Annotated in this window: 14 protein-coding genes; 10 read left to right on the top strand and 4 right to left on the bottom strand. The window is 45.3% G+C overall.

Annotated features, from left to right (window positions below; translation table 11 throughout):
* Positions 1-14 precede the first annotated feature (14 nt).
* Positions 15-368 carry a DUF2500 family protein gene (locus tag ACIH2S_RS16560; protein ID WP_108478415.1) on the top strand — a complete coding sequence of 118 codons (354 nt, stop codon included), beginning with the start codon at positions 15-17 and terminating at the stop codon, positions 366-368.
* A 4-nt stretch (positions 369-372) separates the two neighbouring features.
* On the opposite strand, the gene ACIH2S_RS16555 is transcribed toward ACIH2S_RS16560, so the two are convergent.
* Both ACIH2S_RS16555 and rsmD read right to left on the bottom strand, forming a co-directional pair.
* A complete protein-coding gene (locus ACIH2S_RS16555) occupies positions 373-657 on the bottom strand; it encodes a DUF1145 family protein (protein ID WP_036956002.1) in 285 nt (94 codons plus the stop codon).
* Positions 647-1,264, bottom strand: coding sequence for a 16S rRNA (guanine(966)-N(2))-methyltransferase (gene rsmD, locus ACIH2S_RS16550; RefSeq protein ID WP_036956004.1), 618 nt, complete (start codon positions 1,262-1,264; stop codon positions 647-649). The genes ACIH2S_RS16555 and rsmD overlap by 11 nt, the downstream gene beginning before the upstream one ends.
* Before the next feature lie 217 nt (positions 1,265-1,481).
* Between rsmD and ftsY the strand changes: the two genes are divergently transcribed.
* The 4 genes from ftsY to rpoH all read left to right on the top strand — a co-directional run bounded on the left by ftsY (position 1,482) and on the right by rpoH (position 6,094).
* On the top strand, positions 1,482-3,374 hold the full coding sequence (gene ftsY / locus ACIH2S_RS16545) for a signal recognition particle-docking protein FtsY (RefSeq protein WP_108478416.1): 1,893 nt from the start codon (positions 1,482-1,484) through the stop codon (positions 3,372-3,374).
* Between the two features lie 6 nt (positions 3,375-3,380).
* Entirely contained in the window at positions 3,381-4,046 is a 666-nt protein-coding gene (gene ftsE / locus ACIH2S_RS16540) for a cell division ATP-binding protein FtsE (RefSeq protein WP_036956008.1), read from the top strand.
* Positions 4,039-5,016: a permease-like cell division protein FtsX gene (gene ftsX / locus ACIH2S_RS16535; protein ID WP_132496629.1), complete on the top strand. Its 978-nt coding sequence runs from the start codon at positions 4,039-4,041 to the stop codon at positions 5,014-5,016. The genes ftsE and ftsX overlap by 8 nt, the downstream gene beginning before the upstream one ends.
* 202 nt (positions 5,017-5,218) lie before the next feature.
* Positions 5,219-6,094 carry an RNA polymerase sigma factor RpoH gene (rpoH, locus tag ACIH2S_RS16530; RefSeq protein WP_108478418.1) on the top strand — a complete coding sequence of 292 codons (876 nt, stop codon included), beginning with the start codon at positions 5,219-5,221 and terminating at the stop codon, positions 6,092-6,094.
* A gap of 79 nt (positions 6,095-6,173) precedes the next feature.
* On the opposite strand, the gene gloA2 is transcribed toward rpoH, so the two are convergent.
* Both gloA2 and panM read right to left on the bottom strand, forming a co-directional pair.
* A complete protein-coding gene (gene gloA2 / locus ACIH2S_RS16525) occupies positions 6,174-6,560 on the bottom strand; it encodes an SMU1112c/YaeR family gloxylase I-like metalloprotein (RefSeq protein WP_108478419.1) in 387 nt (128 codons plus the stop codon).
* Positions 6,557-6,973, bottom strand: coding sequence for an aspartate 1-decarboxylase autocleavage activator PanM (panM, locus tag ACIH2S_RS16520; protein ID WP_108478508.1), 417 nt, complete (start codon positions 6,971-6,973; stop codon positions 6,557-6,559). Before panM ends, gloA2 begins: the two co-directional genes overlap by 4 nt.
* Positions 6,974-7,363: 390 nt before the next feature.
* Between panM and ACIH2S_RS16515 the strand changes: the two genes are divergently transcribed.
* The 5 genes from ACIH2S_RS16515 to livF all read left to right on the top strand — a co-directional run bounded on the left by ACIH2S_RS16515 (position 7,364) and on the right by livF (position 12,261).
* Positions 7,364-8,473, top strand: coding sequence for a branched-chain amino acid ABC transporter substrate-binding protein (locus ACIH2S_RS16515; RefSeq protein WP_132496626.1), 1,110 nt, complete (start codon positions 7,364-7,366; stop codon positions 8,471-8,473).
* Positions 8,474-8,580: 107 nt separating this feature from the next.
* On the top strand, positions 8,581-9,507 hold the full coding sequence (gene livH / locus ACIH2S_RS16510; protein ID WP_036956017.1) for a high-affinity branched-chain amino acid ABC transporter permease LivH: 927 nt from the start codon (positions 8,581-8,583) through the stop codon (positions 9,505-9,507).
* Positions 9,504-10,772 (top strand): high-affinity branched-chain amino acid ABC transporter permease LivM, encoded by a 1,269-nt coding sequence (locus ACIH2S_RS16505; RefSeq protein WP_430247739.1) that lies wholly within the window; start codon positions 9,504-9,506, stop codon positions 10,770-10,772. Before livH ends, ACIH2S_RS16505 begins: the two co-directional genes overlap by 4 nt.
* On the top strand, positions 10,769-11,560 hold the full coding sequence (livG, locus tag ACIH2S_RS16500) for a high-affinity branched-chain amino acid ABC transporter ATP-binding protein LivG (RefSeq protein ID WP_036956021.1): 792 nt from the start codon (positions 10,769-10,771) through the stop codon (positions 11,558-11,560). Before ACIH2S_RS16505 ends, livG begins: the two co-directional genes overlap by 4 nt.
* Entirely contained in the window at positions 11,560-12,261 is a 702-nt protein-coding gene (gene livF / locus ACIH2S_RS16495) for a high-affinity branched-chain amino acid ABC transporter ATP-binding protein LivF (RefSeq protein WP_036956023.1), read from the top strand. The genes livG and livF overlap by 1 nt, the downstream gene beginning before the upstream one ends.
* Positions 12,262-12,373 lie beyond the last annotated feature (112 nt).

Genomic DNA, 12,373 nt, shown 5'->3' with positions numbered 1-12,373 from the left:
TAAATATATAAATTATGAATAAGCCAATTCTCTTAATTATTGTTCTCGCGATTATCGCCGTGTTAGCCACTAAGCGTTTTTTTGACCAAAAGAAACAGAATGAAATTAACGATAATTCATTGCCTGTCAGTCAGTTAGTGTTCGTGAAAGAGAAAAAAGATTACCCTTATCCAAATATGCGTTCTCGGGAGCGCGATGTGGTATCCCCTGAAACTTTTCGCTATGAACTTTATTTTCAGACTCAAGCTTCAGGAGAAACGATTAAGGTGATCGTCAGCGAAGAGCAGTACCAAGGTGTTGAATTGGGTGCTAAAGGTAAGCTAACCCTACAAGGTACGCGATTTATTCGCTTCGAACCCTCTGAATAAACGGTTATTTCTTTTTAGCGGCTTCAATAGCCGCTTTTGTTTTCTTATGCATCGCGAGCATTTCAAATACGCCAAAAAAGAAAATTTTTGTTTGTTGGAGCCCTGTTAGCTTTTGATCTTTCGGTAAGCTAGCTTTTAGGAAGATAGTTTGTAATGCATGCATGAAAATCATAAACACCATTGCGACATCCATAAAATATTTCAATGGCTTAGGGAATGGATGCACAATATTAAAGATCATAAAGCCCCAAACACAAATCATAAGCAGACGTCCGATATTAATCAGCATCTTTTTCTCCCTGCATACTTGATGAATGAACAGATTGACGAATAAACAGACGATACGCAACTTGGCCAGCGACCTTTTCACGGTGTAGCTGCCAGTTTGCGGGAATGTCAGTAAGTGGTAACTCCGCTTCTGACTCTACATAAATCCAGCTTTCATCAGCTAACCACTGATTTTTTTCTAGGAGCGTGATGGTTTCTCCAAGTAGCCCTTTACGAAAAGGAGGGTCGATAAATACCACATCACAAGGCGTTCCTATTTGGCTGAGAACGCTGAGACTGCTGTTATTAATAACGCTCGCATTATCAGCTTCTAAGCGAACTTTGTTCTCACTAAGAAGCTTGGCATTTTGTTTATCAAGTTCAATAAACGTGACGTGCTCGGCAAAGCGAGATAAGGCTTCAAAACCTAAAGCACCGCTACCTGCGAAGCAATCAAGACAGCGAGCATCACGGATCACTGGCATTAGCCAATTAAAGAGCGTTTCTTTGATGCGATCTGTGGTGGGACGTAAGCCCTCACTATCGCGTACAGGTAGTTTTCGCCCACGCCACTTACCACCAATGATACGAATTTGCCCCAAGGAGGCTGTTTGTGGTTTTTTTGCCATAATATGTATAGTTGCTTAGTTCATTGAGGAATGTATAAATTATTGGGGACTATTGTAGCGCTTCGGTTTCACGGTTTTAACAGAAAAATAAGAATAAATTGTCAGGATTTTTCTTTCAGATATGTGTTGCTGCGCGATGAAATGATAGACTGCATGTAATTTTATTGCGATTTAATTTTTAAACGCCATGTTTTTACCGCGAGGAGTGTAGTGGCTGATGGCTAAAGATAAGAAAAAAGGCTTTTTCTCATGGTTGGGATTTGGTCGTAAGAATGAAGAAGAAACCCAGCAACCTGATGTCGAACTGAAAAATGATGTTGTTCATGATACTGAGCAACAGGATGCCGCCACAGTAGAAGTTGAGCGCCAACATCAGGCAGAGCTTGATGCAATTAAAGCGGCGGAAGATGAAGCAGAGCGCCAATATCAAGCTGAACAAGATGCGATTACGGCTGCTGCTGAAGAAGCTGAACGCCAGCATAAAGCGCAATTAGAGGCGATGCGCATTGCGGCAGAAAATGCAGAGCAAGAGCGTCAAGCGGCAGAAGAAAAGCGTATAGCAGAAGAAAAAGCGGCTAGAGAAGCGTTAGAAGCCCAGGCTTTACGCCAAGCTGAAGAAGCCGCGGAACGCCAACGTCAAATCGAGCAGGCTGCGATTAAAGCTGCCGAAGAAGAAGTTGAACGTCAGCATCAAGCTGAGTTAGCCGTTATCAAAGCCGCAGAAGAAAAAGCGGAACGTGAATACCAAGCAGCGGAGGCCGCTCGTTTAGCGCAAGAGCAAGCTGATCGCGAACGACAAGAGGCGGAAATCACCCGTCTGGCGGAAGAAGAGGCAGAGCGCCAACGTCAAGCTGAACTCGCTGCTATCAAAGAAGCGGAAGAGAAAGCGGAACGTGAACGCCAAGAGGCGGAAGCGGCTCGTTTAGCGGAAGAAGAAGCTGAGCGTCAGCGTCAAGCTGAACTCGCTGCTATCAAAGAAGCGGAAGAGAAAGCGGAACGTGAACGCCAAGAAGCCGAAGCGGCTCGTTTGGCGGAAGAAGAAGCTGAGCGTCAACGTCAAGCCGAACTTGCTGCTATCAAAGAAGCGGAAGAAGAAGCTGCTCGTATAGCAGAAGAAGAGGCCGAGGCGGCACGTTTAGCAGAGGAAGAAGCAGCTAAAGCTCAGCCAGTTGAGCAAGAGAAACCGAAAAAAGAAGGCTTTTTCAGCCGTCTAAAGAAAGGCTTATTAAAAACACGTCAAAATCTAGGTTCGGGTTTCCTTGGTCTATTCAAGGGCAAAAAAATCGATGACGATCTTTTTGAAGAGCTAGAAGAGCAGTTATTAATTGCGGATGTCGGTGTTGAAACTACCCGTAAAATCATTGATAACTTGACTCAGCACGCTTCCCGTAAAGAGTTAAAAGATGCCGAAGCGTTGTACGGTAAGCTGCGTGAAGAAATGTCTGATATTTTAGCCACGGTAGACAAACCATTAGAGATCGAAGGTAAAAAACCTTATGTTATTCTGATGGTTGGTGTTAACGGTGTGGGTAAAACAACAACAATTGGTAAATTAGCACGTCAGTATCAATCAGAAGGTAAGTCCGTCATGTTGGCAGCGGGTGATACATTCCGTGCCGCGGCGGTTGAACAACTGCAAGTGTGGGGCGATCGTAACAATATTTCAGTTGTTGCTCAGCATACTGGTGCTGATCCTGCTTCCGTGATTTTTGATGCGATTCAATCCGCTCAAGCAAAAGGTGTCGATGTGTTGATCGCCGATACTGCAGGGCGCTTACAAAATAAAGCGCACTTAATGGAAGAATTGAAAAAAATCGTCCGCGTGATGAAAAAGCTTGATGAGTCAGCCCCTCATGAAATTATGCTGACCCTCGATGCGAGCACGGGACAAAATGCGGTTAGTCAGGCTAAAATTTTCAATGACGCCGTAGGTTTAACCGGTATTACACTGACAAAACTCGATGGTACAGCAAAAGGTGGCGTAATCTTCTCAATCGCTGATCAATTCGGTATTCCAATCCGTTATATCGGGATTGGTGAAGGTATTGAAGATTTACGCCCATTTAAAGCCGATGATTTTATCGAGGCTCTATTTGCCCGAGAGGAATAATTTTCGATGATCCGCTTTGAACATGTGAGTAAAGCTTATCGCGGTGGCCGCCAAGCGCTCCAAGGGGTAGATTTCCATCTACGCCCTGGGGAAATGGCATTTTTAACGGGTCACTCAGGCGCAGGTAAAAGTACATTACTTAAACTGATTTGTGGTATTGAGCGCCCAAGCGCGGGTCATATCCTGTTTAATGGTCATGATATCAGCCGACTAAAAGACAGAGAGATCCCTTTTCTGCGCAGACAGATCGGCATGATTTTCCAAGATCACCATCTGTTATTTGACCGCACAGTTTATGACAACGTGGCGATGCCGCTGATTATTTCTGGTGCAAGTAGCGAAGATATTCGCCGACGTGTGAGCGCTGCATTGGATAAAGTCGGTTTGTTGGATAAAGCGAGAAATTTCCCAATCCAACTGTCTGGTGGTGAACAGCAGCGTGTGGGAATTGCGCGTGCAGTGGTGAATAAGCCAACGATGCTTCTCGCGGATGAACCGACAGGTAACCTTGATAACGAGTTATCTGAAGGCATTATGCGTTTATTTGAAGAGTTTAACCGCGTGGGTGTGACCGTATTAATGGCAACCCACGATATTGCGTTGATTGAACGCCGTAATTTGCGTGTATTGACCTTAAGCGAAGGTCGGATGCTTGGAGGTCAACATGGCTAAGAATGTCCGCAAAGCGAAGCCAGAACGTGCCATGCAATCAAAAAGCAAAGCACTCAAAGGCGGCTGGCGTGAGCAGTGGCGCTACTCTTGGTTAAATGCGCTGGCTGACATGCTACGTCAACCGCTGGCAACTTTTTTAACCGTGATGGTCATTGCCATTTCATTAGCGTTACCAAGCCTGTGTTATATCGTTTGGAAGAACGTTTCCCAAGCAGCTGAACAGTGGTACCCGACGCCTCAGTTGACGGTCTATCTGGATAAGTCTCTCGATGAGCAAGGTGGACAAAATGTGGTGACCCAGCTTGAAGCCCTTGATGGCGTTGCTCATGTGAATTACTTATCTCGCGACCAAGCGATATCTGAATTCCGTAGCTGGTCTGGCTTTAGCACCGCATTAGATATGCTAGAAGAGAATCCACTGCCAGCGGTGGCAATTATCACCCCGAAACTGGATTTTGAAGGTTCGAATGCTCTAGCAACACTGCGCGACCGTGTCAGCCAAGTTAACGGTATTGAAGAAGTTCGAATGGATGATAGCTGGTTCTCACGCCTAGCGGCATTAACACGGTTGGTAGGGCAAGTTGCATCAGTGATTGGCATTTTGATGATTGTTTCATTGTTCTTAGTGATTGGTAATAGTGTGCGGTTAAATATCTTTGCCCGTCGCGATACCATCAATGTGATGAAGCTGATTGGTGCTACTGATGGCTTTATCATGCGGCCATTCTTGAATGGCGGGGTTGTGTTAGGCGCATTGGGTGCGGTGATCGCCCTCATTATGACATTCTTACTTGTGTGGCAGTTGTCTGATTTAGTGGCGCAAGTAGCAAGTGTATTTGGTACGCAATTCCACATTGAAGGGCTGTTGTGGGAAGAGGCTCTGTTGATTATTCTAATGTCTGCAATTGTGGGCTGGGTAGCAGCATGGCTGGCAACATTACAACACTTACGCCATTTCAGACCTGAATAATTTAATTGTTCCCATCGGTGCTAACTTATTGGTCCCGATGGGAAAAATAAATTTCTACGAACTTCTTTTCTAATTATGTGTCAGATATTGACCTGCGGTTAACTATTCTTGTATATAATTTATTTAACGCGGCTAAGCTGATAGACTACGGTTTGTCTGTATCGAATCTCTCCCATTTCAGTACAATTCATAGAGGATCTTAATGACCAAAGACATGCAATCATTAGCGCTTGTTCCACAAGGAAGTATTGAAGCTTACATGCGAGCTGCCAATGCTTACCCGATGCTGACCGCAGAGGAAGAAAAGGAACTGGCAGAAAGGCTGCATTACGATGGTGACCTCGAAGCTGCTAAGCAACTGATTCTATCCCATTTGCGCTTTGTTATTCACATCGCGCGTAGCTATGCAGGCTATGGTTTACCACAAGCTGACTTAATTCAGGAAGGCAATATCGGTCTGATGAAGGCTGTGCGTCGCTTTAATCCTGAAGTGGGTGTGCGTCTGGTGTCTTTCGCAGTGCATTGGATCAAAGCGGAAATTCATGAATACGTTTTACGTAACTGGCGTATTGTTAAAGTCGCAACAACAAAATCCCAGCGTAAATTATTCTTTAATTTGAGAAAGAATAAAAAACGCCTTGGTTGGTTTAACCAAGAAGAAGTGGATATGGTTGCGCAAGAGCTAGGCGTGAGCACCAAAGATGTGCTGGAAATGGAATCCCGAATGGCGGCGCAAGACATGGCATTTGATATGTCTGACGACGACGATAGCGGTGATTTCGGTGGTCCCGTTGCCCCCGTGCTTTTTCTCCAAGATAAGTCTTCTGATTTTGCCAATACCATTGAAGATGATAACTGGGAAAGTCATGCAACTGACCGTTTAGCTGATGCGTTAGCCTCATTAGATGAGCGCAGCCAAGATATCATTCGCGCTCGTTGGTTGGATGATGACAACAAAACCACGCTGCAAGAGCTTGCCGACAAATACGGCGTTTCTGCCGAGCGTGTTCGTCAGCTTGAAAAGAATGCCATGAAAAAGCTGCGTCTTGCTATGGAAGATGAAGACGACGAGATGTAATCTCTCGTGTTCATCAACGTTATCTGCATTTATTTCCTCTGATTGGAAAATAGATGCAGATAACTTATTCCTCTAGTAATTAACGGGAATAGAGCTCTAAAGGTAGCTCATCCGGATCTGCGAAGAAGGTAAAACGCTTCTGAGTATACGGATCGATTCTTACCCCCTCACACACCACCTGATTTTGTGCCAAATAGGCAATCCATTCCTCGATATTATCCACTTCAAACGCTAAATGACGTAATCCAGTCGCTTCAGGGTAACTGAGTCTTTTGGGCGGATTGGCGAAACTAAACAGCTCAATCTGATAATGCTCTCCAAAAGCTAAATCTGCTTTCCATGAGTCATTCTCTGGACGGTAATATTCTGAGAGAAGCTGCAATCCAAGGATCTGACAGTAAAAATGCTTACTCTTAGCAAAATCGGAGCAAATAATAGCAACGTGATGAATTTTATTAAGTTTCATACTAATGGCTCAATATTTAGCTGCCAATGATGAGTTTCTTCGGCGGGTTGAAAACCACAAGCAACAAGAAATTTCTCCAAAGCGATTTTGTTTTGCGGTTCCACGCCCTGCAAGTCAAAGATCCAATGGCGGATTTCAGGTTGTTGACGGAAAATTTCCTGTAAAAGATATAACCCAACGCCGCGACGGCGAGTGATTTCACGGACATTAAAATCACAGATCGTACCTTGTTGTTGATAAATAACCACTTTAGCCGCTGCTAATAATCGCTCATTAAAACGCGCTCCATAAAAACGTACACCAGACTCAAGATTTTGTTCGAGTTGAGTTCGACTCTGGTCTAGCCAGATTTTCGATAAGTCGATGTATTGTTGCTCAGTAGGATTGACCAGAGGGATGATGGTAAGTCTCATGTTGTTTTGATCCATTTCATGGTGCATGTTGCACGCTATTCTAACAGCAGAGTGATCTGTAACCGATTTTTTAATTTCAAAGAGAAAAATTTGGTATTGATGAATTTTCCGAGTTTCCCTCGGATTAAGCCAAATTTAACCGGAATATAACACTAGCATTTACAAAAAATACACGTTTTATCATTAGCTTTTTATTCTGCAATTGATGTAAATAGCTGCCTCATTCATTTGCTATTTAGCATAATTCTCTTGTTTAATGGTCTGAAATATATAGCCTTATTGGCTATGTTTTGAAATATCAGGCATTGAACCTGTCACCTATAATAATTGATTATAAATCAATCACAAACACTCACAATCATACACAATATTGATGGCGGGGACGCACGAATGAAGAATATTAATAAAGCATTATTAGCGGGTTGTATCGCAATGGCATTAAGCCCAGCAGGATGGGCGAAAGAGATTAAAATTGCAGTCGTCGGCGCTATGTCAGGTCCCGTTGCTCAGTATGGAGATATGGAATTTACGGGAGCTCGCCAAGCTATTGCGGATATTAATGCGAAGGGTGGAATTAACGGCGATACATTGGTTGCCGTTGAATACGACGATGCTTGCGATCCAAAACAAGCGGTTGCGGTCGCCAACAAAGTAATTAACGATGGCATTAAACATGTTATTGGTCACCTATGCTCCTCCTCCACTCAGCCCGCTTCAGATATTTATGAAGACGAAGGCGTTCTGATGATTACCCCTGCAGCGACCAATGCGGATTTAACCACACGTGGCTACCAGTTGATCATGCGTACAACAGGTTTGGATTCTGACCAAGGTCCAACCGCAGCGAAATACATTATCGAAAAAATCAAACCTAAGCGTATTGCAGTGGTACATGATAAACAGCAATACGGTGAAGGTTTGGCTCGCTCAGTACGTGAAAGCTTGAACAAAGCGGGCGTGAAAGAAGTGATGTTTGAAGGGGTCACTGCGGGTGATAAAGATTTCTCTGCACTGGTCGCTAAGCTGAAAAAAGAGAACGTCGATTTTGTCTATTTCGGCGGCTACTATCCAGAAATGGGGCAAATTTTACGCCAAGCGAAACAATCGGGTTTGAACATTCGCTTTATGGGACCTGAAGGTGTGGGTAACTCCTCCCTGTCGAATATTGCAGGCGACGCCTCTGAAGGCATGCTGGTGACATTACCGAAACGTTATGACCAACTTCCAGCTAACCAATCCATCGTCGATGCGATTAAAAAGAAAAAAGAAGATCCAACAGGTCCATTTGTATGGACAACTTATGCCGCAATCCAAGGCTTAACCACGGCGATGCAGCGTACAGGCAGCACGGAACCTGATGTGCTGGCGAAAGATCTGAAAGCTAATCCAGTGGATACCGTCATGGGGCAATTAAGCTGGAAGCCAAATGGTGACCTGAAAGGTTTCGAATTCGGTGTGTTTGAATGGCACAAAGACGGAACCTCTACTGCACAAGAGTAACTCTCATCTGTATTGAGAAATGATATTCAGTGATGAGCTGGGAGCTTGGTAACGGGCTTCCAGCTTCTGCTCTCCATAGAGGGACAGTAGTTTGAAAGGATAATCTTATGTCAGACCAAATTCTGTATTTTATTCAGCAATTCCTCAATGGCCTAACGTTAGGAAGCACTTACGCGCTGATCGCTATCGGCTATACCATGGTGTACGGCATCATCGGGATGATCAACTTCGCCCACGGTGAAGTGTACATGATTGGTAGCTACGTTTCGTTCATTGTCATTGCGGGCTTAATGATGCTCGGTATCGATGTGGGGTGGATCCTCATTGCAGCGGCATTTGTGGCGGCAATTGTGGTATCAAGCTCCTATGGTTGGAGTATCGAGCGGGTTGCTTACCGTCCCGTTCGTCACTCTAAGCGCCTGATTGCGCTGATCTCAGCTATCGGGATGTCCATCTTCTTACAAAACTACGTCAGTTTATCTCAAGGATCCCGCGATCTCGCGTTGCCAAGCCTGATTACTGGGCAGTGGGTATTAGGTGAAAGTGATGGCTTCTCTGCCATTGTCACCAAAATGCAGCTGACTATCTGGATTGTGACCTTCCTTGCGATGCTGGCATTAACGCTGTTTATCCGCTATTCCCGTATGGGACGCGCTTGCCGTGCGTGTGCGGAAGATTTAAAAATGGCAAGTCTGCTGGGTATCAACACTGACCGCGTGATCTCTTTGACATTCGTGATCGGCGCAACGATGGCGGCGGTTGCAGGTGTATTACTAGGGCAATTCTACGGCGTAATTAACCCGTATATTGGCTTTATGGCGGGAATGAAAGCTTTCACCGCAGCCGTATTAGGTGGAATCGGCAGTATTCCTGGCGCGATGCTGGGCGGCTTGATCCTTGGTGTAGCGGAAGCCATGACCTCGGCGTATTTAAGTACGGAATATAAAGATGTCGTCTCATTTGGTTTATTGATTGGTGTTCTGTTGATCATGCCAACTGGCATTCTGGGTCGCCCGGAGGTCGAAAAAGTATGAGAAAAGAAAATTGGATCAGTGCCATTATTGCCTCCGTCACCTTCTTTATTTTAGCCGTATTTATGATGGGGCTAAAATTAGGACTCGATGGGACTAAGCTGATAGTGGAATCAGGGGGAGACGTTCGTTGGAATTGGATCTTTGTCGGCATCGCCATTATCTTTGTGTATCAATTAATTCGCCCTGCATTAAGCAAAGTGTGGCAAGGCGTACCCAAAAAATCGTGGGCGTTACCGGATTTTGACGGTGGCTCGCTTAGACAAAAAATTATTGGGATCGCTATCATTATTGGGGCGATCATCTGGCCATTTTTGGTGTCTCGCGGCAGCGTCGATATTGCCACATTAACCCTGATCTACGTGATGTTGGGGCTAGGCTTAAACGTCGTAGTTGGATTGTCAGGATTATTGGTACTCGGCTATGCGGGCTTCTACGCTATCGGCGCTTACACCTTTGGCTTACTCAATCACTATTATGATTTTGGTTTCTGGGAAAGCTTACCGATTGCCGGCTTAACGGCAGCATTAGCTGGGTTCTTATTAGGTTTCCCTGTGCTGAGGTTACGGGGTGACTATTTGGCGATCGTCACCCTTGGGTTTGGGGAGATCGTACGTATTTTATTATTAAATAATACGGAGATCACCGGTGGCCCTAACGGGATCAGCCAACTGCCAAAACCAACTTTCTTTGGCTTAGAATTTAGCCGTACCGCTAAAGATGGTTGGGACACATTCCATAACTTCTTTGGGTTAGATTACAACCCTGGTGACCGGATCATTTTCCTCTATTTTGTGGCGCTGTTGCTGGTGGTGATCACCTTGATCGTGATCAACCGCTTGTTACGGATGCCATTAGGACGTGCGTGGGAAGCGCTACGTGAAGATGAAATTGCATGTCGATCATTAGGCTTAAGCCCGACGCGTATTAAATTAACCGCCTTTACGATCAGTGCAACATTTGCAGGGTTTGCCGGAGCATTATTTGCTGCACGACAAGGGTTTATCAGCCCTGAATCCTTCACTTTTGCTGAATCAGCCTTTGTACTGGCGATCGTAGTGCTGGGTGGGATGGGATCGCAAATGTCGGTGATTTTAGCCGCGATCATCTTGGTAGTATCAAGGGAGATGATGCGCGATCTGAATGAATACAGCATGTTGCTGCTGGGGGCATTGATGGTGCTGATGATGATCTGGCGCCCACAAGGCTTATTGCCGATGCAGCGCCGTCAAATGAAGCTGAAAAATGTGCAGGGAGGCGGATCATGACGACGCCTATTCAGCCTTCGGCTGTACCGTTATTGCAAGTCAGTGGCTTAACCATGCGCTTTGGTGGTTTGCTTGCGGTCAACAACGTGGAGTTGACGTTAAACCAAGGGGAAATTGTTTCACTGATTGGTCCCAATGGTGCAGGAAAAACCACCATATTTAACTGTTTAACTGGATTTTATAAGCCAACGAGCGGGGCGATCCTCTATCGAGATAAGCATCTTGAAGGGCTTCCGGGTCAAGCTATTGCTCGCCTTGGGGTGATCCGTACATTCCAGCATGTTCGCTTATTCAAAGAGATGACGGTGATTGAAAACTTATTAGTGGCTCAGCACCAACATCTGAAAAGCGGTATTTTCTCAGGCTTACTGAAAACGCCAGCATTTCGCCGAGCAGAAGCCGAAGCGGTGGATAATGCGGTGAAATGGCTAGAGCGGGTCAATCTTTCTGAGTTTGCTAACCGCCAAGCGGGGAATCTGGCGTATGGTCAACAGCGTCGCCTAGAAATTGCCCGTTGCATGGTGACGCGACCTGAAATTTTGATGTTGGATGAGCCAGCGGCAGGGTTAAACCCGAAGGAAACTAACGATCTGGATGAGCTAATTGCGGAGCTGAGAACCCATCATAATGTCTCTATCTTATTGATAGAGCATGATATGAAATTGGTGATGGGCATTTCTGATCGAATTTATGTGGTGAACCAAGGAACACCTCTGGCGAATGGAACACCAAACGAAATTCGCCAGCATCCTGATGTGATCAAAGCCTACTTGGGAGAAGCTTACTGATGTTGGAATTTAAACAAGTTTCCACCCATTATGGGAAAATACAGGCGCTGCATGATGTCAGCTTAAATATTCAAAAAGGTGAGATTGTCACGCTGATTGGTGCCAATGGTGCAGGAAAAACCACGTTACTCAGTACGTTATGTGGCGACCCTCGCGCCTCCTCAGGTCAGGTGCTTTATCGCGGAGCGGATATTACTCAGTTACCGACACCACAAATTATGCGCAAAGACATTGCGCTAGTGCCGGAAGGTCGGCGGGTATTTTCTCGTATGACCGTTGAGGAAAACCTAGCGATGGGTGGTTTTTTTGCGGATCGCCACCAATATCTCGAGCGTATTGAACGGGTTTATTCGTTATTTCCACGGTTGCATGAACGTCGTAGCCAGCGCTCAGGAACCATGTCCGGTGGAGAGCAGCAGATGCTTGCCATTGGGCGGGCGCTGATGAGTCAGCCTGAATTACTGTTATTGGATGAACCTTCATTGGGGCTGGCGCCAATTATCATTATGCAAATATTTGACACCATTTTGCAGCTACGGGAAGAGGGGATGACCATCTTTTTGGTGGAGCAAAATGCCAACCAAGCACTGAAACTCGCTGACCGTGGGTATGTGCTAGAAAATGGGCATATTGTTTTGGAAGATACCGGAAAAGCCTTACTGGCGAATGAAGCGGTACGCAGCGCTTATTTAGGCGGATAGTTTAACCGTATCGTCAGTTAACAATCATCAAGCAAAAACACCCCATAAAATATATCGGATATTTATGGGGTGTTTTATTTGGTGGCGATTAATGCGGAAGGTTAAGTATGAA

Origin of the sequence: Providencia lanzhouensis, assembly GCF_050469745.1 — a bacterium.
GTDB lineage: Bacteria > Pseudomonadota > Gammaproteobacteria > Enterobacterales > Enterobacteriaceae > Providencia > Providencia lanzhouensis.
The sequence above is the reverse complement of the archived record's forward strand: the minus strand, read 5'-3'. Positions and strand labels throughout refer to the sequence as shown.